At 76.3% G+C, this 20,802-nt stretch carries 16 protein-coding genes; 8 read left to right on the top strand and 8 right to left on the bottom strand.

The annotated features are described in order from the left end of the window. Positions 1 to 59 precede the first annotated feature (59 nt). The 8 genes from fabG (at position 60) to AB0G50_RS28790 (ending at position 8,132) form a co-directional block, all read left to right on the top strand. Positions 60 to 800 carry a 3-oxoacyl-ACP reductase FabG gene (fabG, locus tag AB0G50_RS28825; protein WP_360114469.1) on the top strand — a complete coding sequence of 247 codons (741 nt, stop codon included), beginning with the start codon at positions 60 to 62 and terminating at the stop codon, positions 798 to 800. After that, entirely contained in the window at positions 797 to 1,210 is a 414-nt protein-coding gene (locus tag AB0G50_RS28820; protein WP_360114466.1) for a 3-hydroxyacyl-ACP dehydratase FabZ family protein, read from the top strand. The genes fabG and AB0G50_RS28820 overlap by 4 nt, the downstream gene beginning before the upstream one ends. Continuing rightward, positions 1,203 to 1,691, top strand: a complete 489-nt coding sequence (locus tag AB0G50_RS28815) for a beta-hydroxyacyl-ACP dehydratase (RefSeq protein WP_360114463.1) — start codon at positions 1,203 to 1,205, stop codon at positions 1,689 to 1,691. The genes AB0G50_RS28820 and AB0G50_RS28815 overlap by 8 nt, the downstream gene beginning before the upstream one ends. Continuing rightward, positions 1,688 to 1,936, top strand: coding sequence for an acyl carrier protein (locus AB0G50_RS28810; protein ID WP_360114460.1), 249 nt, complete (start codon positions 1,688 to 1,690; stop codon positions 1,934 to 1,936). The genes AB0G50_RS28815 and AB0G50_RS28810 overlap by 4 nt, the downstream gene beginning before the upstream one ends. Before the next feature lie 2 nt (positions 1,937 to 1,938). Then, a complete protein-coding gene (locus AB0G50_RS28805) occupies positions 1,939 to 3,135 on the top strand; it encodes a beta-ketoacyl-[acyl-carrier-protein] synthase family protein (RefSeq protein WP_360114457.1) in 1,197 nt (398 codons plus the stop codon). After that, on the top strand, positions 3,132 to 4,184 hold the full coding sequence (locus tag AB0G50_RS28800) for a beta-ketoacyl synthase N-terminal-like domain-containing protein (RefSeq protein ID WP_360114454.1): 1,053 nt from the start codon (positions 3,132 to 3,134) through the stop codon (positions 4,182 to 4,184). The genes AB0G50_RS28805 and AB0G50_RS28800 overlap by 4 nt, the downstream gene beginning before the upstream one ends. A 917-nt stretch (positions 4,185 to 5,101) precedes the next feature. After that, positions 5,102 to 6,979 carry a beta-ketoacyl synthase N-terminal-like domain-containing protein gene (locus AB0G50_RS28795; protein ID WP_360114451.1) on the top strand — a complete coding sequence of 626 codons (1,878 nt, stop codon included), beginning with the start codon at positions 5,102 to 5,104 and terminating at the stop codon, positions 6,977 to 6,979. Beyond that, positions 6,969 to 8,132: a cytochrome P450 gene (locus AB0G50_RS28790; protein ID WP_360114448.1), complete on the top strand. Its 1,164-nt coding sequence runs from the start codon at positions 6,969 to 6,971 to the stop codon at positions 8,130 to 8,132. Before AB0G50_RS28795 ends, AB0G50_RS28790 begins: the two co-directional genes overlap by 11 nt. On the opposite strand, the gene AB0G50_RS28785 is transcribed toward AB0G50_RS28790, so the two are convergent. From AB0G50_RS28785 to AB0G50_RS28750, 8 genes are read right to left on the bottom strand one after another with little or no spacing between them, the layout of a single operon-like run. Then, positions 8,095 to 9,447, bottom strand: a complete 1,353-nt coding sequence (locus AB0G50_RS28785; protein ID WP_360114445.1) for an AMP-binding protein — start codon at positions 9,445 to 9,447, stop codon at positions 8,095 to 8,097. The two genes, AB0G50_RS28790 and AB0G50_RS28785, sit on opposite strands and share 38 nt — an antisense overlap. A 2-nt stretch (positions 9,448 to 9,449) precedes the next feature. Beyond that, on the bottom strand, positions 9,450 to 10,169 hold the full coding sequence (locus tag AB0G50_RS28780; protein ID WP_360114442.1) for a class II aldolase/adducin family protein: 720 nt from the start codon (positions 10,167 to 10,169) through the stop codon (positions 9,450 to 9,452). After that, a complete protein-coding gene (locus AB0G50_RS28775) occupies positions 10,169 to 10,849 on the bottom strand; it encodes a DsbA family protein (protein WP_360114439.1) in 681 nt (226 codons plus the stop codon). Before AB0G50_RS28775 ends, AB0G50_RS28780 begins: the two co-directional genes overlap by 1 nt. Then, on the bottom strand, positions 10,846 to 11,682 hold the full coding sequence (locus AB0G50_RS28770; protein ID WP_360114436.1) for a thioesterase: 837 nt from the start codon (positions 11,680 to 11,682) through the stop codon (positions 10,846 to 10,848). Before AB0G50_RS28770 ends, AB0G50_RS28775 begins: the two co-directional genes overlap by 4 nt. Next, the gene (locus AB0G50_RS28765; RefSeq protein ID WP_360114433.1) at positions 11,679 to 12,425 is read right to left on the bottom strand and encodes an alpha/beta hydrolase; all 747 of its coding nucleotides are present in this window, start codon (positions 12,423 to 12,425) and stop codon (positions 11,679 to 11,681) included. Before AB0G50_RS28765 ends, AB0G50_RS28770 begins: the two co-directional genes overlap by 4 nt. After that, positions 12,422 to 12,556 carry a hypothetical protein gene (locus tag AB0G50_RS28760; RefSeq protein ID WP_360114430.1) on the bottom strand — a complete coding sequence of 45 codons (135 nt, stop codon included), beginning with the start codon at positions 12,554 to 12,556 and terminating at the stop codon, positions 12,422 to 12,424. The genes AB0G50_RS28765 and AB0G50_RS28760 overlap by 4 nt, the downstream gene beginning before the upstream one ends. Beyond that, on the bottom strand, positions 12,553 to 19,182 hold the full coding sequence (locus tag AB0G50_RS28755) for an amino acid adenylation domain-containing protein (protein WP_360114427.1): 6,630 nt from the start codon (positions 19,180 to 19,182) through the stop codon (positions 12,553 to 12,555). The genes AB0G50_RS28760 and AB0G50_RS28755 overlap by 4 nt, the downstream gene beginning before the upstream one ends. Further along, on the bottom strand, positions 19,179 to 20,717 hold the full coding sequence (locus AB0G50_RS28750; protein ID WP_360114424.1) for an AMP-binding protein: 1,539 nt from the start codon (positions 20,715 to 20,717) through the stop codon (positions 19,179 to 19,181). The genes AB0G50_RS28755 and AB0G50_RS28750 overlap by 4 nt, the downstream gene beginning before the upstream one ends. Positions 20,718 to 20,802 lie beyond the last annotated feature (85 nt).

Here is a 20,802-nt window from a genome sequence, read left to right as displayed (position 1 = left end):
ACGCGCGGTGGCGCGTCCGGGAAGTCCGACCCCACACACCGACCACAGGAGGCCACCGGGTGGCTGTAGGCCGCGCCCTCGTCACGGGCGGCTCACGCGGCATCGGGCGCGAGGTGGCGCTCCGCCTCGCCGCCGACGGCTACGACATCGCCTTCTGCTCCCGCGTCGGGGGCGAGGCGGCCGAGAAGACCTCGAACGACATCACCGCGCTCGGCGTGGCCTGCCACTTCGCGCGGTGCGACGTGGCCGACGCGGCCGAGGTCGAGTCCTTCGTCTCGGAGGCGGAGGAGGCACTGGGGAAGGTGACGGCGGTGGTGTGCAACGCGGGCGTCACCCGGGACGCCCCGATCGCGCTGATGCCGCCCGCGGACTGGGCCGCGGTGCTCGACACCAACCTCACCGGCGCGTGGAACGTGTGCCGCGCCCTGGGTTTCCGGTTCATGAAGCGCGGTGGCGGCGCGATCGTCGCGGTGTCCTCGATCTCCGGGCTGGACGGCCTGGCGGGTCAGACGAACTACGCCGCCTCCAAGGCCGGGATCATCGGCCTGAGCCGGTCCCTGGCCAAGGAGTTGGCCCCCTACGGCGCGCGGGTCAACGTGGTCGCGCCGGGGTTCATCGAAACGGACATGACCGCGGCGCTGCCCGCGCGGCGTCGGGCGGCGGCGCGGGAGAGCGTGCCGCTGGGCCGGTTCGGCAGCGCGGCGGAGGTCGCCGAGCCGGTGGCGTTCCTGCTGTCCGACCGCGCCTCCTACATCACCGGCCAGGTGCTGCGGGTCGACGGCGGGATGGTCGCGCCGTGACCGCGCCGGCCGTCCTCGCGGCGGGCGACCGGGCGGCGCCGTTGCGCGTCGTCGGCCCGGTCTCGGCGGTGGAGACCGAGAGCGGGTGGTGGATCACCGCCCGCGTCCCGATCACGGCCGACGACCCGCACACGGCCGCGCACTTCCCCGGCGCGCCGGTCTTCCCGGGCGTCTTCCTGATCGAGGGCGTCGGCCAGGCCGTGGCCGGTGGCACCGGGTTACCCACCCGGACGACCGCGGTCGAGCGGGCCCGCTTCACCGCGCCGGTGGTGCCCGGCGACGTGGTCCGCTTCGACGTGGTCGTGACGACGACGGGCTCCGGCTGGGCGGTGCGCGCGGACGTGGTCCGGGAGGCCGACGGCACGCCGGTGGCGCAGGTCCGGCTGCGGCTGGAGGCCGAGGTTGCTTGACCACGCCCGGATCAGAGCGCTGCTGCCCCACCGGCACCCGATGGTCCTGCTCGACCGCGTCGAGTCGATCGAACCCGGCGTGCGGCTGATCGCCACGAAGGCCGTCACGGTCACCGAGCCGTGCTACCGCGACCTCCCCGACACCGCGCCCGCCTCGGCGTACGCCTACCCCGTGTCGCTGTTGCTGGAGTCGTTCGGCCAGGCCGCCGCCGTGCTGTGGCTGCACGGCGGCCGCCGGCCCGACGGGCTGCTGCCGATGCTCGCCGCGCTGCGCGACTGCGTGCTGGAGCACCCGGTCTACCCCGGCGACGTGCTGCGGCACGAGGTGCTGCTGGAGCACGGCGGCGAGGGCGTCAGCACGGCCTCCGGCACGACCCGGGTCGGCGATCGGCGGGTGGCCGTCATGGGGTCGTTCCTCGCCGTCGTCCGCCCGCGCACCGACCTTCCCATCCCCACCACCCGAGAGGACCCACGACCATGACGACGTCCCGGCAGCACCTGGACGACCTGCGCGAGATCGTCGCCGAGGTGTTCGAGCTGGAACCCGACGAGGTGTCGGACACCGCCGACTTCGTCGCCGAGTACGACGCGGACTCCTTGCGCGCCATCGAGATCCTGGCCCGGGTCGAGAAGCGCTACCAGGTGGAGATCCCGCAGGCGGAGCTCGCCTCGATGACGAACCTGCTCGCCGTGCACGCCGTCCTCGGCCGCTACGCGGGGTGGTGAGCGTGGTCCGGGTCGCGGTCACCGGGCTCGGCCCTGTGTCGAGCGTGGGCACCGGACGGGCGGCGTTCTCCGCCGCCCTGCGCGCCGGCCGCACCGGCGCCGCGCCCATCACCTCCTTCGACACCACGGGTTTCCCGCGCGTGCACGGCTGCGAGGTGCCCGACTTCGCCCCGGAGCGCCTGCTGCGCCGGCTCGACCCGCGCGGCTGGGGTCGCACGAGCCTGTTCGCGGCCTGCGCCGCGCGGTTGGCCGTGGACGACGCCGGGTTGGCCGACACCGCAGGCGGCGGCACCGCCGTGGTCATGGGCACCACCAGCGGCGAGTCGCAGGAGCTGGAGGCGATGACGGCGGCCGTGCTGGCGGGCGGGTTCCCGGCCGTGCCGGCGGGGGTGGCGACCGCGCTGCCCGCGGGTCGGATCAGCCGGGCGGTGAGCGAGGAACTGGCCGCCGAGGGCGAGTCGCTGACGCTCGCGACCGCGTGCTCGGCGAGCAACTACGCCATCGGCCGCGGTTACGACCTGATCGTCGACGGCGACGCGGAGGTCGTCGTGGCGGGCGGCGCCGACTCGGTGTGCCGGTGGGCGCACGCGGGTTTCCACCGGCTGGGCGCGCTGGCCGAGCACGCCTGCACGCCGTTCGACGCCGACCGCGAGGGCATCCTCACCGGCGAGGGCGGCTCGGCGCTGGTGCTGGAGCCGCTGGACCGGGCGCTCGCGCGCGGCGCGCGGGTGTACGCGGAGTTGTTGGGGTACGGGCTGAACTGCGACGCCCGGCACATCATGGCCCCCGACCCGGACAGCATCGCCGAGTGCGTCCGGCTGGCGCACGCGCACGCCGGGATCGGACCGTCCGAAGTGGACTACATCTGCGCGCACGGCACCGGGACCCGGGCCAACGACGCGGTGGAGGCGGCCGCGATCACCAAGGTGTTCGGCGACGTGCCGCCGCCGGTCAGCTCGGTGAAGTCCGTGCTGGGGCACACGATGGGCGCGGCCAGCGGGTTCGGCGCGATCGCGTCGGTGCTGGCGATCGCCGAGGGGTTCCTGCCGCCGACCGCGGGCTGGCGCACCCCCGATCGTGAGTTGGCGGCGCTGGACGTGGTGCCGGTGAGCAGGCCGGCGCGGGTGCGGGTGGCGCAGAACAACGGGTTCGCCTTCGGTGGCAACAACGCCATCACGGTGTTCGGCGAGGTCGCGTGACCGGGGTCGCGGTGACCGGGTGGTCGGCGCTGTCCGGCGCGGGCGAGGGTCGGGTGGCACTGGCCGAGGTCGTGCGCACCGGCCGCGGCCCGGAACCGGTCGACTCGGCGGCGGGCCGGGCCGTGGTGCACCGGGGTTTCGACCTGCGGGCGAGCCTGGGTCGCAAGGGCACCAGCACGTTCGACCGGTGGACGGGGTTCGCGGTGACGGCGTGCGGGCTGGCCCTGCGCGACGCCGCCGCCGACCTGGACGGCGAACAGCGCGCCCGCGCCGGGGTGGTGCTCGGCACGACGGCCGGCAGCGAGCGGTCGACCAGCGAGTTCAGCGCGGAGACGATGACGGCGCAGCGCCCGTACCTGGTGCCGCCGTCGCTGTTCCCGAACACGATCATGAACTGCGCGGCGGGCCAGGCGGCGATCCGGTACGGCTTGGCCGGGATCAACGCCACCGTCGCGGGCGGGGACCTGGCCTTCCCGCAGGCGGTCCGGTACGCGGCGACGGCGTTGCGGCACCGGCGGGCCGACCTGCTGCTGACCGGCGCGGTGGCCGAGCACACCCCGCACTCGGCGTGGCTGGCGCGGGCGGGCCGCCCGGACGCGGTGCCCGGCGAGGGCGCGGCGGTGTTCGTGCTGGAGCGGACCGCGGACGTCCTCGCCGCCGGCCGCGCGGTGGAGGCCGAGGTGCTGGCGGTCGTGACGGGCCACCGCCCGGGCGACCAGTCCCCCGCCGCGATGACCGAGGCGCTGGCGTCGTGCCTGCGGCGCGCGCTGGAGGCGGCCGGGGTGCGGGCGGCGGAGGTCGCGCTGGCGGCGGTCGGTGGAGCGGGCCCGGAAACCGACGCCGTGATCGCGGTGGTGGGCGGGGTGCCGGTGCTGGCGGTGGACGACTGGCTCGGCTACTGCCAGGCAGCCGGCCCGGCCCTGCGCACGGCGGCCGTGCTGGCCGCGCGGGACGAGGTCGCCGACGGCCGGGTCGCGGTGTGCACCGCGTGGTCGGCCGACGGCGGCGTGGCGGCGTGGGTGCTGCGGGGGTGGGGCGGTGCGCGCTGACCCGGCACGCTCGCACGTCGGTCGCGCCGTAACGACTGTCGCCGAGTGGGCAGCGGTGTGGCACGGTTCCGCGTCGGCGGCAGCGACACGAGCCCGCGCTCACCCTGCGGCGGCAGGGCGGCGCGGTCTTGGCTCGGCGACACCGGAACACCGGCCCGGGTGCTGCGGAGGGGCAGTGCGGGCGCGCTTCGGTTGCGCTGGAAAGACTTTCGGCGAGCGGACGGCGGACGGCGAGGTGGCGCGAGGGTGGCGCCGTACGGCTCCGACACGAGCACGCGCTCGCCCGGCGGCGGCAGGGCGGCGCGGGTCTCACGGAGGCGGAGCAGTGACGCCGCGTGCTCCCGGCTCGGCGACACCGGAACACCGGCCCGGATGCGGGAGTGGGGCGATGCGGGCGCGCTTCGGTTGCACCGCAACGACTCTCGGCGAGCAGACGGCGGATGGCGACGTGGCGCGAGGGTGGCGCGGTACGGCTCCGGCACGAGCACGCGCTCAACCGAGGGCAACGCGGCGGCGCGGATCTCACGGAGACGGAACGGCGGGGCGGCGTGCTCCCGGCTCGGCGACACCGGAACACCTGCCCGGATGCGGGGGTGGGGCGGTGCGGGCGCGCTTCGATTGCACCGGAACGACTCTCGGCGAGCAGACGGCGGACGGCGAAGTGGCGCGAGGGTGGCGCGGCGCACCGGCCGAACGCGGACCTGGCGCGCCGGGCCGGACCGCGTGTTCGCGGCGCACCCGGCCGACGGCGAAGCGACTGCGTGGGCACGGAGGTGGGGCGGCGTGGGCGTGCTTCGCCAATGCCGGGAGCGCCCTCGCCGCCGGTTCGACCGGCGAGGTCGGGGTGGTGGTGTGGTGCGCTGACACCACGGTCACCGGGCGGTCGGCGGGCGGCGGAGCGGTGTGGGGGTGGGGTGGTGGCGGTGGTGTTGTGCGCTGACTCGGTGCGGTCCTGCTTCGGTGACGCCGAGGCCACGTTCGACGCGTGGGTGGCCGGGCGGTGCGGTGTCGGGCCGTTGCGCGGGGTGGGTGCGGTGAACGTCGGGCACGCCTACCACGCTCCGGGCACCGGTGTGCCGTTCGCGGCGAGCGCGTGGTTGGCGGAGTGCGTGCGCGAGGTCGCGGTGGGGGTCGATCCGGCGCGGGAGCGGGTGCGGGTGGTGGTGGGGACCGGGTTGCGGGAGACGCGGACGGTCGAACTCGCGACCGGAGAGCCGCCGGCGGTGGAGCGGTTGCACTTCGGGGCGGTGGTGCGGGAGGTCCTGCCGGGGGTTCGGGTCACGACCGTGGTGAACGCGTGCAGTGCGGGTGGGCACGCGTTGGCGCTCGGGCAGGACCTGTTGGAGGCGGGCGAGGCGGACGTGGTCGTGGTCGCGGCGACGGACTCGGTGAGCGAGTCGATGCTCGCGTGCGTCGGTCGGGCCGCGCCGGGGGCCGAGGTGTTGCGGCCGTTCGACGCGGAGCGGGCGGGTGTCGTGCTGGGTGAAGGGGCGGTGGCCGTGGTGCTGCGGCGGTCCTCGCCCGCGCCGCTGGCCGAGGTGGTGGCGACCGGGTTGTCCTGCGACGCGCACCACCCGACGGCGCCGCACCCGGAGGGCATCGCGCGGGCCATGCGGGACGCGCTGACCCGGGCGGGAGTGCGGGCCGACGAGGTGGACCTGGTGGTGGCGCACGGTTCCGGCACCGCGTTGAACGATCCGGCCGAAGCCGAGGCGATCCGCGCGGTGCTGGGTGACGGGCCGGTGGTGACGGCGTGCAAGGGGGCCGTCGGGCACACCTCGGGCGGTGCCGCGCTGGTGGCGGTGGTGCTCGCGGCCCGGGCCCTGCGCGCGGGGGTGGTGCCGCCGGTGGTCGGGTTGCGCACGCCCGCCGTGCCGCTGCGGCTGGTGACCGCGCCGACGCCGGCGACACCCCGGGTGGCCCAGGTCGACGCGTTCGGCTTCGGCGGCGTGAACGCGGTGACGGTGCTGCGACTGCCGAGCGCGAACGGCCCGTCGACCACCCCGAGCACCGCCACCGACCACGTGGGCATCACGGCGTGGGGTGTGCACGTGCCGGGTCCCGCCCCACGAGTGCTGCTGGACGGGGTGGAGGCCGAAGCGGTCGCCGGGCTCGGTGGCGCGTGTCCGGCCGCACGGGCGAAAGAGGTGCTGGGGCGGGGGTTGCTCGGGGTCGAGCCCGCCACCCGGCTCGCGTTGTGCGCGGTGCGGGCCGCGCTGGGGCCGCCCGGTGCGCCCGATCCGCGCACCGCCGTCGTGGTCAGCGCCAACCTGGGCACCGCCGAGGCCGTCGACCGGATCGTGCGGACCGTGCGGGACGAGTCGTGGCGGCACGTCAGCCCGATGGACGCGCCCAACGCCTCGAGCAACGTCATCGCCACCACCATCGCCATCCGGTACGGGTTCGGCGGGCCCAACCTGCTGCTGTGCTCCGGCGCGGGCTCGGCGTGGGACGCGGTGGACGTCGCCCTCGGGTTGGTCCGCGCCGGGCGGGCCGATCGCGTCGTGCTGGTCGGCGCGGAACCCGACGACCCGGTCGCCACCCGGTTGCACGGTGGCGCGCTGGTGGCCGGCGCGGCCTGCGTCGTGCTGACGCCCGGCGGCGGAAGCGCCTCGCTGGTCGTGCCGCCGCCGGACGCGACGAGCCTGGAACTGCCCGACTGGGACGCGTACGGGGCCACCGGGATCGTCGCGCTCGCGGTGGCCGCCGCACTCGAGGTCCCCGGCACCGTCGCGGTGTCCGGGGTGGACGACGACGGCCGCCTGCGGGCGGCGGGGGTGTGCCGTGCCGGCTGAGGGAGTGCTGACCGCCGACGCCCTGGGCGATCCGGCCACGTTCACCGGGGGTGTGCCGCACGCGCTGTTCGCCCGGTTGCGGCGGGAACGGCCGGTGGCGTGGGTCGACGCCGGTTTCTGGGCCGTGACGCGGCACGCCGACATCTCCGCCGCGTCCCGCGACACCGCGCTGTTCTCCTCGCAGGCCCAGGGCGCGTTCCTGCACGACGTACCCGGCGGTCGGCGGATGCTGGTCGACCTCGACGGCGACCGGCACCGGGACCTGCGCCGGGTGTTGACGCCGTTGTTCACCCCGCGCGCGGTCGGCGGGCTGCGGGAGTCCGTGCGGGCGCACGCGCGGCGGCTGGTCGAGGCCGTGGTGGGTGCCGGCGAGGTGGACGTGGTCGCCGACCTGGCGGCCGAACTTCCGCTGCTGGTGCTGTGCGACCTGCTGGGCGTGCCGGCGGCCGACCGGGCGCTGATGCTGCGGTGGAGCAACGCCCTGGTCGGCTTCGACGACCCCCGGTTCGGCGGCGCGCCCGAGGCGCAGCGGGCGGTCGCGGGTTTGTACCGGTACGCGGTCGACCTGGCCGAGGACCAGCGCCGGCGCGGGCGCGACGACCTCGTGGGGCGGATGGCGTCGGCGCTGTCGGTGGGCGACTTCTGCGCGCTGTTGCTGCTGCTGGTGGTGGCGGGCAACGAAACCACCCGGCACTTGATCGGCAATGGCCTGCACGTGCTGGCCGCGCACCCCGCCGAGCGGGACCGGCTGGTCGCCGACCCCGGCCTGACCTCGTCGGCGGTGGCCGAGCTGGTCCGCTGGATCACCCCGATCAGCCAGTTCCGCCGCACCGCCACCCGGGACTGCGTGCTCGCGGACCAACCGGTGCGGCGCGGCGACCGGGTGGTGCTGTACTTCGCCTCCGCCAACCGCGACGAGACCGTGGTGGCCGAGCCCGACCGGCTCGACCTGGGCCGCACCCCGAACCCGCACCTGGCGTTCGGCGCCGGGCCGCACTACTGCCTCGGCGCGCACCTGGCCGCGTTGGAGGTGACGGTGCTGCTGGACGAACTGCGGCCGCACCTGCGCGGGTTCGAGCCGCTGGCCGAGCCGACCCGGCTGGCCTCGACCTTCGTCAACGGCGTGACGCGGTTCCCGGCCAGGTTCCGATAGCCGCCCGCAACCCGGCGGCGCGCAGCTTGCCCGCGTGGTCGCGCGGCAGCTCGGGCACGAACCCGTAGCCGCGCGGCACCTTGTACGCGGCGAGCCGGGTGCGGCAGTGCGCGTCCAGGTCGCCGGCGAGCCCGGGCCGGGCCGGGTGCACGGGCACGACCACCGCGGCGACGAGGGCGCCGAACTCCTCGTCCGGGAAGCCGAACACGACCGTGTCGATCACCTCCGGGTGGTCCCGCAGCACGGCCGCCACCTCGGCCGGCCGCACGGTCACCCCGCCGGTGAGGATCGCCGAGCGCCCGGTCAGGTGGAGGTTGCCCGCCGCGTCGAGCCGACCCTCGTCACCGCAGGTGAACGTCCGACCGGCGCGCCGCACCCACACCTCGCCGACCTCGCCGGGCGCGACGGCGTTCCCATCGGCCAGGATCAGCACCTCCGTGCCGGCGACCGGCCGACCCACCGAACCCTCCGGGGTGTCCGGCGCGGTGAGCGTGACGATGCCCGCCTCGGTGGCGCCGTAGTACTCCGTGAGCACCGGTCCCCACCAGTCCACGACGGCGCGCCTGACCTCGGGCGGGCACGGGCCGCCGCCGTGCCACACCCGGCGCAGCGAGCCGCCGTCGAACGGCACGTCCGCGCGGACCGCCAGCGCCCGGACCAACTGGGTCGGCACGAGGTGCGCGTGCGTGACCCGCTCGGCGTCGACGGTCGCCAGCAGCTCGTGCGGTCGCGGTCGGTCGAGCACCACCAGCCGGGAACCCAGCAGCAGCGGGAAGAGCCCGAAGAACAGCGGCGCGGCGTGGTGCCACGGTCCGGCCAGCAGCACCACCCCGTCGGCGGGCAACCGCCAGGGGTCCAGGGTCAACGCGGTGAGCCTGCGCCGGGCCCGGGCCCACGGCTCGCCGGGCGTGAGCAGACCGCTGACCACACCGCGGGGTTGGCCGGTGCTGCCGGAGGTGTAGAGCAGGAGCCCGCCGGTCACCTCGGGCGGCACGGCGCCGCGTGAGGCGACGTCGACCGGCAGCACCCGATGACCGTCGACGGCGTCCCGGTCGGTGACGACCGCCCGGGGTCGGGCGTCGGCCAGCACGGCGGCCAGCTCGCCCGGGGTCAGCTGCGGGTTCACCGGCACGACGACCAGCCCGGAGCGCCAGCACGCCAGCACCACCTCGACCACCTCGGCGCCGTTGTGCGCCAGCACCGCCACCCGGTCGCCCGCGCGCACCCCGGCGGCGTGCAGACCGGCCGCGCGCGACCGGACGCGGGCCTCCAGTTCCTCGGCTGCGTAACGTCTTTCGGCCGTGACGAGGGACATCGTCAGTCCAGCAGGTCCGGCTCGCGGTGGACGACCTCGGCGTACAGGGGCTTGAAGTTGAGCACGCCCATGCCCGGTGTGCCCATCACCCGCGCGGTCGCGACGGCGGCGGGCTCGTCGATCGGCACCGGTGTGCCCGCGGCCTCGGCGAGGAGTTGCACCCGGCAGCACCGGTCCATCGACACGAACCACCACGCCGCCTCGGCCACCGAGCCGCCGACGGTGAGCAGCCCGTGGTTGCGCAGCACCACGGCTTTGCGACCACCCAGGCAGGCCGCGATCCGGTCACCCTCGGCCGGGTCCAGCACCACGCCGGTGTACTGGTCGAACACCGCGTGGTCGTGGTGGAAGGCGCAGGCGTCCTGGGAGATCGGGTCCAGCGGGCGGCCCAGCGTCGACCACGCCACGCCGTGCACCGAGTGCGCGTGCGCGGCGGCCACCACGTCCGGACGGGCCCGGTGCAGCCGCGAGTGGATCGCGAACCCCGCCGGGTTCACCCGCCCCTCCCCCGCCAGCACCTCGCCGTCGGCGTCGACCAGCAGCAGGTCGCGGACGCGCGCCGTCGCGAACGACCGGCCGAGCGCGTTCACCCAGAACCGCGACGGGTGCTCGGGATCGCGCGCGGTGACGTGGCCGCCCGCGCCCTCGGCGAACCCGAGCCGGTGGAAGATCCGCAGCGACGCGGCCAGCTGTCGCTTGCGGCGCAGGCGTTCCGCGTCCATCAGCCGCACCCGCCCGCCGTGTCCCGATCACCCGCGACCACGCCCACCGGTACGGCCGGCGGCACGGTGTCCGAGCGGTGGTAGGCGGCCAGGAAGTCCGGGATCCGGTCCAGGCCCCAGAACCGGTGCCGGCCGAGGAACAGGTAGGGGATGCCGAACACGTCGTCGTGCCACGCCCGTTCCAGACAGGTCACGCCCTCGGCGCGCAGCTCGGGGTCGGCGGGCGCGAGGGCGGCGGACGGGTCGACGCCCGCGCGTTCGGCCAGCAGCGCCACCGCGTCCTGGTCGCACACGTCCTCGCCCCGGCCCCAGCGCGCCGCCACGACCGCGTCGTAGAACGCCTCGGCCCGACCCTCGCGGCGGGCCGCCAACCACGCCAGGTGCGGCACCTCCCACCACGGGTCGACGTCGACCGGCCACTTCATCGCCAGGCCCAGCTTCTCCGCGCAGCGCCGGGTGTCCTGGAGGATGTAGAGGTGCTTGGCCTTGCTCATCTGCGTGTAGTGGGTGTCCGCGCCGCGCGCGGTGAGCGCCGCCGACGTGGCCGGGTCCGGGTCCCAGAACGGCACGAGGTCGAACCGGGCCAGCGCGTCGGGCAGCGCGCGCCGCAACGCCTCCACGGCCATCCAGCTGAACGGGCTGCGGAACGAGAAGTACAGCCGTGGCAAGGACTTCCTCACGCCGCACCACCCGTCAACGCCGCCGCGGTCGCCTCGTCCAGCCTGGCCAGCGTGCCCGCGCCGGGGCCCCGGGTGAGGGCGTACCCGTGCTGGATCGTCGCGGTGGCGACCGGCACGACCACGCCGGCCCGTTCGACCGTGCAGTCCATCCGGCCTTCCCACACCACGTTCTTCAGCACGTCGGTGACGGCGAACCCGGTCCGCACGTCCTCCTCCATGTGCGCGTCGGCCAGCAGCCGCACCCGCACCCGGGACACGACCGGGATCCAGCCGCGGTCGCGCAGCAGCGTGCCGACCGACCGACCGCGGTCGGCGAGGTAGCGGTCCACGACCTCCTCCAGCGCGCGCACGTACGCCGCGTGCTGCACCCGGTCGGAGAAGTGGCAGTGGAAGTACCGGGCGCGCCACGTCCAGGCGAACCCGCTGTCGTCGGCGAGGGGTTCGGGTGCCGGCGGATAGCCGCCGGCCGCCTGCCGGGCCACCTCCGGCACGCCGTCGCCGCCGACCAGGGCGACCGCGACCTTCCCGACCAGCACGACGGCCCGGCCGGACGCGCGCTCGGCGGTGAGCGTGACCCGGAACCGGCCGCCGCCCAGCGGCTCGGCCTCGGCGCGCACCTCGTCGTCCACCTCCAGCACCGCGGGCAGCCGCGCGGACACGTCCACAACGGACAGTTCCGCGCCGTGGTCGTGGTAGAGGCGGTGCGGGCCGAGGCCGCGTTCCCGGAACCAGCCGAGCACCGCCTCCTCGGCCAGCGCGAGGAACTGCCGGAACCCCACCCAGGTGCGGATGTTGGCGCCGTCGTAGCGCGGCCGGGCCAGGCTCGTCGTCATCGGTGGCTCCCCGTCGTGTCCAGGAACTCGGTGATCCGGGCGGCGACGTCGGCCGCCTGGCGGACGTGGCAGAAGTGGTCGAAGTGGTCCTCCACGACCACCCGCGCCGTGGGCATCGCGGCGGCCAGCGCGGCGGCGCGGGTTCGGCCCAAGCTGGGGTCGCCGCGCCCGGAGAGCACGAGCGCGGGCATCGGCACGGCGCGCAGCGGCAGGTCGGCGCTGGCCGCGAACTGGTCGTAGGCGGCCAGGAACCCGGCGGGTCCGGCCCGGTCGGCGGCCTTGGCGGCCATCGCGGCGGCCACGTCCGCGTCCAGGGTCGCGAGCCGACGGCCGAGCCTGGTCGCGACGCCGTCGGCGATCTGCCGGTCGAACGCCGCCCGCGACCGGTCGAACGTCGCCCAGGTCAGCTCCAGGTCCGGCGGGCGGTAGGTGGGCGAGAGCAGGACCAGCGCGGCGGCGGGGGCGCTCGCGCGGGCGGCGAGTTCGAGCACCGCGTTCGCGCCGAACGAGTGGCCGACCAGCGCCACCGGCCGTTCGTCCACAGTGGACAACACGGTGGCCAGTTCGGCGGCCAGCAGCGCGCCCGGTGTCCCGGTCGCGCGCCACCGGTAGTCGCCGCCCGCCCGCCACGGCAGCGCCGGCGCGATCGTCCACCACCGGTCGCCCAGCTGCTCGACCAGCGGCTGCCAGCAGCCGGGACCGTCCTCCATGCCGTGCACCAGCACCAGCAACGGGCGGCTCACCGCACACCCTCCACAGTGGACGAAACGGCGACCGTCGCGACCGTCGCCCACCGGGAGCCCGGACGTTCGACCCAGGGCTGCCGGCAGCCGGGACCGTCCTCCACACCGTGCACCGGCAGCGGGTGGCTCACAGCACGCCCTCCTCGACGCCGTCGCCGATCCGGTCGGCCAGCAGCGCGGCCAGGCCCGCGACGGTCGGCGCGTCGAGCAGCTCCCGCAGGGTCAGGTCGACGTGGAAGCCGCGCCGCAGCCCGTCCACGACCCGGGTCGCCAGCAGGCTGTCGCCGCCGACCGCGAAGAACCCGCTGTGCCGCCCGAACTCCCGCGCGGGCAGAACCTCCCGCCAGACCAGCGCGACCCGTTCCTCCCACTCGCCGGTGGGCGGCTCGCCGGCGTCGGCGGGCGTGGCCTCCAGCAGCACGGCCAGCGCGGCGCGGTCGACCTTGCCGGTGCCGGTCAGCGGCACCGAGTCGACCGCGAGCACCCGGTCCGGCAGCAGGTAGGCGGGCAGCAGCGAGGCGAGGAACGCCCGCAGGTCGTCGGGCACCCGGCCGACGACCGCGACGGCCAGCCGACGCGCGGTCCGCTCGCCGACGGCCAACGCCACCGCCTCGTCCACCTCGGGGTGGGCGCGCAGCGCGGCCTCCACCTCGCCCAGCTCCACCCGGTGGCCGCCGATCTTGACCTGACCGTCGGCCCGGCCGAGGAACTCCAGCACGCCTCCGGGCCGGTACCGGCCGAGGTCGCCGGTCCGGTACCACCGACCGCCGTCGTGCGTCACGAACCGCTCGGCCGTGCGTTCCGGGTCGCCCCGGTACCCCAGCGCGACGCCCGCGCCGCCGATCCACAACTCGCCCGCGACCCAGTCCGGGCAGTCGCGACCCCGGCCGTCCACGACGCGGAACTCCTGGTTGCGCAAGGGGAATCCGTACGGCACCGACCGCCAGTCCGGCTCGAGGTCCGCGGTGTCGAAGGCGTTGGACCAGATCGCCGCCTCGGTGGCGCCGCCGAGCGCGATCAGCCGGCACGGCGAGCGAGCGGGCAGGTCGAGCCCGACCCAGTCGCCGGACACCAGCGCCACCCGCAGCGCGGGCACGTCGTCACCGGCCTGCGCCAGCAGCATGTCGTAGAGCGCGGGCACCGAGTTCCACACCGTCACCGCGTGCCGGCGCACCAGCCGCAGCCACGCCCTGGGGTCGCGCCGGTCCTCCTCGGTCGGCAGCACCACCCCGCCGCCGGCGCCCAGCAGGCCGAACAGGTCGAACACGGAGAGGTCGAAGTCCAGCGCGGACACCGCGAGCACCCGGTCGGAGGCTCCGACGCCGTACCGCTCCACGACGTCGACCACGGTGTTGAGCGCCGCCGCGTGCGTCATCTCGACGCCCTTGGGCACGCCGGTCGACCCCGAGGTGTGGATCACGTAGGCGACGGCGTCCGGGTCGACGGGCACCGGTCCCGGCAACGGCGCGGCGTCCGCGACCACCTCGACGCCGTCGAGGGGACTCTTCGACAGCGCGAGCCGAACGCTCGCGAGCACCCGGTCCCGGCGGGAGGGCGGTTGGTCGACGCCGACCGGCACGTACGCGCCGCCCGCGGCCAGCACACCGAGCACCGCGACGACCTGCTCCGGGCCCTTGGGCAGGTGCACGGCCACCGCCTCGCCGGGGCGCAGACCGCGTGCCGCGAGGCCGCCCGCCACCCGCAGCGCGGCGTCGGCCAGGTCGCGGTAGCTCAGCCGGCCGTCCTCGCCCCACAGCAGCGCGGTGGCCTCCGGCCTCGTCGCCGCGCGGGCGAAGAACTCCTCGTGCACCCCGTGCCGGGGCACCGGTCCGGCGGTCGCGTTCACCGCGGTCCGGGCGGCGTGCTGCCCGACGGGCAGCGGCGCGGGCGGGGTGCCGGTCCAGTCCGCCGCGGCCATCCAGCGCAACAACCGCGCGTAGGCGTCGAAGGCCGCGTCGAGGACACCGGCGGGGAACAGCGCGTCGACCGCGTCCCAGGACACGACCAGCGCTCCGTCGCGCTCGTGGACCTGGTTGTCCAGCCACACCTGCGGTGTCTGCGAGACACCCCACGACTGCGAGCCGAACGGCGTGTCGAACACGGCCGCGCCACCGGGCAGGCCGAGCGCGCTGGTGAACACCACCGGCACCGTCGCGCCGCGCTCGCGCAGCACGTCCACCGCGGACACCGCGGAGTGCTCCATGCCGCGCCACACCACGTCCTGCGTCCGCCGTGCCGCCGCGGCCAGGTCCTCGCCGGGCACCGGGCGCGAGCCGACGACCAGCAGCGAGGTGAAGTCGCCCACGACGCGGTCGATGTCGGGGTGCACGGGGCGGCGGTCGAACTGGGTCAGCACGACCGAGAGGTCCGGGCCGCCGCTCCAGCGCGCCAGCACCTCGGTGTACGCGGTCAGCAACGCGACCGCGGGCGTGACACCGGCGGCCCGGGCCCGGTCCCGCAGCGCGGTCCACGTCGCGGCCGGCAACCGGAGTTCCCGACGGGAGAACCGGGGTCGGACCACGGTCGCCGGGTCGGTGCGCAGCGGCAGCGCCGGGCCGGGCGGCAGGTCGGCGGCCCGCCAGTGCGCCCACGCCCGGTCCACCTCGTCCGGGCTCGGACCGGCCTGGGCGAGGTAGTCGCGGAAGGTCACGCCGACCGGCGGCAGCGGCGCGTGCGGGTCGGCGCAGAGCGCGCTCAACTCGGTGAGCACGAGCACGATGCTCAACGCGTCGAGCACGAGCAGGTCGAACCCGATGCCCACCCGGGTGGCGTCGATCCGGAGGTCGACCAGGGGCCAGCGTGCCGGATCCGGCACGCGGTGGGCCAGGTCGGCGCGCACGTCGTCCACCACCCGGACGACCGCGTGCGGCACCTCGGGCAGCACGCGCTGCCGACCGTCGTCCCCGACGACCGCGCGGAGCATGTCGTGCCGGCGCACGACCGCGTTCCACGCGGCCTCCAGCCGGGGCAGGTCGACCTCGCCGCCGGTGAACTCCCAGTACCAGTGCGCGCCGACGCCGCCGAGCGCGAAGCTCTCCGCGCGGCCGATCCAGTACGCGCGCTGCACCTCGGTGAGGTCGAACGGCTCGAACCGGGCGGCCGGGTCGGGCACGACCGCGTCGCGGGTGGTGGGCCGGCCGAGCCGCAGCCCGTCGGCGAAGTCGGCCAGCGCGGGTCGGGCCACCAACTCCGCGAGCCGCGCGCCGTGCACACCCACCGCCGCGAGGCGATCGGGCAGCCGCACGGCGAGCAGGCTGTCACCGCCGAGCGCGAAGAACCCGTCGCGGCGGTGCACGGCGGGCACGCCCAGCAGGTCCCGCCACACCTCGGCGACGCGCTCCTCCACCGGGCCCACCGGCGGTTCCGCGGCCGGCGCGGCTCCCCGCACCAGCGCGGCGACGGCGTCGAGGTCCACCTTTCCGTTGGCGGACAACGGAAGCGCGGGCAGCACCACGATCCGGTCCGGCAGCAGGGCGGGCGGCAGCAGGGCGGCGGCGTGCGCCCGGGCCCGGGCGGGCAGGTCCTCCTCGTCCGGCCCGACGACGGCCGCGACCAGCCGCGCGCCCTCGGCCAGCACGACCGCGGCCCGCACACCGGGCACCCCGACCAGCGCGTTCTCCACCTCGCCCGGTTCGACCCGGTGGCCGCGCACCTTGACCTGCCGGTCGGTGCGGCCGAGGAACTCGATCACCCCGCCGGGCCGGTAGCGGGCGAGGTCGCCGGTCCGGTACCACCGACCGCCGTCGTGCGTCACGAACCGGTCGGCCGTGCGCTCCGGGTCCTCGAGGTAGCCGAGCGCCACACCGGTGCCGCCGATCCACAACTCGCCCGCGACCCAGTCCGGGCAGTCGCGACCCACCGGGTCCACCACGCGGCAGCGCACCCCGCGCAGCGGGACGCCGTAGGGCAGGCACGCCCAGTCACCGCCGCCTTCGAACACCGTGGAGTGGATGGCGGTTTCGGTGGTGCCGCCGAGCGCGACCACCCGTGCGCCGGGGAACCGGCCGGGCAGGTCGACGGGCACCCGGTCGCCGCCCACCAGTACCCACCGCGGCTCGTGGTGGTGGTCGGCGAGCAGGGCGGCCAACGCGGGCACGCAGTTCAGCACGGTGACGCCGTGTTCCCCGGCCAGCCGGGCCCAGGCCGCCGGGTCGCGCCGCGCGTCCTCGCCGACCACGACGACCGCGCCACCGACCCGCAGCGGGGCGAAGACGTCGAACACGGACAGGTCGAAGTCCAGCGCGGACACCGCGAGGGTTCGGTCATCGGGACCCATGGCGAACCGCTCGGCGAGATCGGCCACCGTGCCCGCCGCCGCCCGGTGCGCCACCAGCACGCCCTTGGGCTCCCCGGTCGAGCCGGAGGTGAAGATCGCGTACGCCGGGTCCTCGGGCGCGCGGTGGACGGGCGCGGCCAACGGTTCCGCCCGGCGGGCCTCGGCAGGGCGCACGGTCTCGACGCCGGGCCAGTCGTCGTCGGTGATCGCGACCCGGAGCCCGGCCCGCGCGACGATCCGCTCCCGCCGCGCCGGCGGTTGGTCGACGCCGACCGGCACGTACACGCCGCCCGCGGCCAACACGCCGAGCACGGCGACGACCTGGTCGGCACCCTTGGGCAAGCCCACCCCGACCCGATCACCCGGTTCGACACCGAGACCGCGGAGCGCGCCCGCGACCCGCAGCGCGGCGTCGGCGAGTTGGGCGTGGGTGAGCCGAACGCCGTCGCCGAGGACGGCGGGTGCGCCCGGGTCGGCACGGGCGAAGAACGCGTCGCGCAGCCTCCCGGCCACCCCGTCCCCGACCGGCACCGGCGCGTCCGGGTCGGCAGGCGCAAGCCCAACGCCGGCACCGACCACCACGGACGCATCCGGATCGGCACGGACGAAGAACGCGTCGCGCGACGCCGCGGCCGGACCGCCATGCGCGAGCCCGACGCCATCACCGACCACCACGGGCGCATCCGGATCGGCACCGGCGAAGAACGCGTCGCGCGGCCTGTCTGCCGGACCGCTGCGGGCCACCCCATCGCCGACCACCTCCGGCGCATCCAGGTCGGCACCGGCGAAGAACGCGTCGCGCGGCCTCGGGGCCGGGCCGCCGCGGGCCGCCCCATCACCGACCGCCACGGGCGCGTTCTGGTTGGCACGGGCGAAGAACGCGCTGTGCAAGGTCTCGGCGGGCATCGGCGCCGTCGCGTTGAGCTCGGCTCGGCGTGCCGCCTGGTCCGCCGGCAGCAGCACCGGGTCCCGGTGCCAGCCGGAGCCCTCGACCAGGCCGTCGAGCACCCGGCCGTACGCGGTGGACATCGCGTCCAGGACGCCGGCGGGAAAGAGGCCCTCGGCTGCGTCCCAGTTGAGGCCGACGCCGTCGGCCAGTTCGACGGCCTGGCAGTCCAGCCACACCTGCGGGGTTTGCGAGGTGGTCCACCCCGGTTCGCCGAAGCACGCGCGCACCGGCGGCCCGAACAGCTCGCCCAGGCTGAGCGCGCTGGTGAACACCACGGGCGCGCCGACCGGTCCGCCGCGCAGCCGGGACAGTTCGCGCAGCACGTCGAGACCCGACCACGCGCCGTGCGCCAGGTCCGCCCGCAGCCGCTCGTCCACGCCGCGCGCGCGGGCCGCGAAGGTGGCCGGCCCGGTGTCCACGTCGAGCAGCAGCAGGTCGGTGAAGTCGCCGACGAGCCGGTCGACGTCGCGGTGCAGCGGCACGCGGTCGTAGCGGGGCAGGCACAGCAGCAGCCGGCGGGTGCCGCTCCACGCGGCGAGCACGTCGGCGAACGCGGTGGCCAGCACGACCGGCAGCGTCACGCCGTGCTCGGCGGCCCGGGCGGCGAGCACGGCCCGGTCGTCGAGGGAGAGCAGGCGGTGCCGGCGTTCGGCGCGGTGACCGGACAGCCGGGCCGGGTCCAGCGCCAGGGGCAGCGCGGGCGGGCCGGGCAGGTCCGCGAGCCGTCCGGCCCAGTACCGGCGGTCGGCCTCGCGCGCGGGGTCGGGCGTCGCGGCGCGGGCGGCCAGGTAACCCTGGTAGGTCAAGGAGATCGGCTCGGCGGCGCGGCCCAGGTAGGCGTCGGCGAGGTCGGCCAGCAGCACCCGGAAGCTGTGCGCGTCGGCGGCCAGCATCTCCACCGCGACGTGCAGCCGGGTCGCGCCGCCGGGCAGCAGGCTGAGCACCACCCGGAACACCTCGCCCGCCTCGACGTCCATCCGCCGCGCCGACATCTCCCGGCGCAGCATCGGCAACTCGGTGTCCACATCGGACACTTCGCGCACCTCGACCGGCGGGCGGACCTCCGGGGAGATCACCGCGCGACCGTCGGTGGTGAACCGGACCCGGAGCATCCCGTGCCGCGCCACCACCTCCCGCACCGCCGCCACGAGCCGGTCCGGACGCACGCCGCGGCCGTCGAACTCGGCGTAGAAGTGCGCGCCGACCCCGCCGAGCGGGTGCCCGTCGGCGCGACCCACCCAGTACGCGTGCTGCATCGGGGCCGGGTCGAACGGCGCGCCCGGGTCCACCTCGGGCACCTCGACCGGCGCGACCGGCCCGCCGAGAACCCCGTGCCACTCCGCGAGGGTGCGCCGTTCCAACAGGTCCGCGGCCCGCGCGCCGGCGTGCCGCCACCGGCCGGCCAGCCGCATCACGCCGATCGAGTCCAACCCCAGGCGGGCCAGGTCCGCGGTGTCCGGCACGCCCTCGCGGGCCACGCCGAGCAGCGCGGCCACGTCGTCGCGCATCTCCTCGATGCCGAGCCCGGTCACGCCCCGGCCACCAGGGCCAGCGCCCGCCGGTCGAGCTTGCCCGCCGGGGTGTGCGGCAGCGCGTCCACGACCACCAGCCGGTCGGGCAGCTTGAACGCCGCGAGCCCGCCGCCGCTCAGGTAGTCCCGCAGCTCCTCCAACGTGGGCGCGGCCTCCCGCGCCACCACCACCGCGCAGGTCTTCTCGCCGAGCGAGGCGTCCGGCACGGCGACCACGCCCACGCCGCGCACGGCGGGGTGGGCGGCCAGCAGCAGCTCCAACTCGGGCACCGACACCTTCTCCCCCGCCCTGTTCACCACGTCCTTGGTCCGCCCGGTGATCACCAGCGACCCGTCGGGCTCCCGGCGCGCGAGGTCGCCGGTGCGCAGGAACCCGTCCGCGGTGAACGCGGCGTCGTCGGGTTCGGCGTAAGCCCGGATCGTCGTCGGGCCGCGCCACAGCAACCGGCCCACCGCGCCGGGCGGCACCTCGCGGTCGGCCTCGTCCACCAGGCGCACCTCGTCGGCGGCGAACAGCGGCGTGCCGCAGCAGGCGGCGGCCCGCTCGGGCGGGTCGTCGGGACGGGTGCACGCCAGCGGCCCCTCGGCCATGCCGAACCAGTGGGTCAACCGGGCGCCGAGCACCGGGCCGACGCGCGCGGCCGTCACCGGGTCCAGCACCGCGCCGCCGACCTCGACCACCACCCCGGACAGGTCGGCCGCGTACGCCTCGGCGAGGTCGACCCACAACGCCAACAGGGGCGGCATGAGCGTGGTCAGCGTGACGCCCTCGCGGGCGATCAACCCGAACACCTCGTCCGGGCTCGGGGTCCGGGCGAACACCACCTTGGCGCCGAGCAACAGCGCACCCAGCACGCCGGGACACCCCAGCGCGGCGTTGTGCGCGGCGGGCAGCGCGGCCAGGTAGCAGCCGTCGCGGTCGAACCCCATCGCCGCGGCGGACGCGCGCAGTTGGGCCGTGTAGTCGCCGTGGGTGCGCGGGATCAGCTTGGGCAGCCCGGTCGTGCCGCCGGAGAGCAGCAGCAGCGCCGGGTCGGACGGGTCGGGCGCGGGCAGCGGCACCGGGTCCGCGTCGAGGGCCGCCAGCGCGGTGAACGGGCCGGGTTCGCCCGCGACGAGGACGTGCCGGACCCCGGTGCCCGGCACGACCTCGCGGGCGAGGTCGCGGTGGTCGAACCCGGCGACCACGTCGGTGACCACCAGCGCGACCGCGGCCGAGGCGCGCACCAGGTGGGCGAGTTCGGCGCGGCGGTGCGCGGCGAGCGCGAGCACCGGCACGACACCGAGGCGAAAGCACGCGAGCAGCGTCTCGGCGAACGCCGCGCCGTTGGGCAGTTGCACCACGACGCGATCACCGGACCGCAGGCCCAGCCCGTGCAACCCGGCCGCGAGCCGGTCGGCCCGGGAGTCGAGCGCGCCGTAGGACGATCGCGTGCCGTCCGCCACGACGGCGGTGCGGTCCGGGTCGTGCCCGCGGGCGAGGTCCGCCAGGGTCCGCGCGGTGTCGGCGGGCCGGGTGGTGGGGCCAGGCGGCACGGCGGAAACCTCCCGATGTCGGTTCTGGCGGAAGCGACATTCACACAACACGATCTCCGCTGTCAACCCGCGTGGGGGCGGTGTG

Origin of the sequence: Actinosynnema sp. NPDC020468, from assembly GCF_040642015.1 — a bacterium.
Lineage (GTDB): Bacteria > Actinomycetota > Actinomycetes > Mycobacteriales > Pseudonocardiaceae > Actinosynnema.
Note: the sequence above shows the minus strand (reverse complement) of the source record. Positions and strands in the feature narration are given on the sequence as shown.

Excerpts from the sequence above, each read along its gene's own strand:
- AB0G50_RS28770 (WP_360114436.1), bottom strand. The coding sequence starts at position 11,682 with ATGACGACGAGCCTGGCCCGGCCGCGCTACGACGGCGCCAACATCCGC.
- AB0G50_RS28785 (WP_360114445.1), bottom strand. The coding sequence starts at position 9,447 with ATGTCCCTCGTCACGGCCGAAAGACGTTACGCAGCCGAGGAACTGGAG.
- AB0G50_RS28780 (WP_360114442.1), bottom strand. The coding sequence starts at position 10,169 with ATGGACGCGGAACGCCTGCGCCGCAAGCGACAGCTGGCCGCGTCGCTG.
- AB0G50_RS28810 (WP_360114460.1), top strand. The coding sequence starts at position 1,688 with ATGACGACGTCCCGGCAGCACCTGGACGACCTGCGCGAGATCGTCGCC.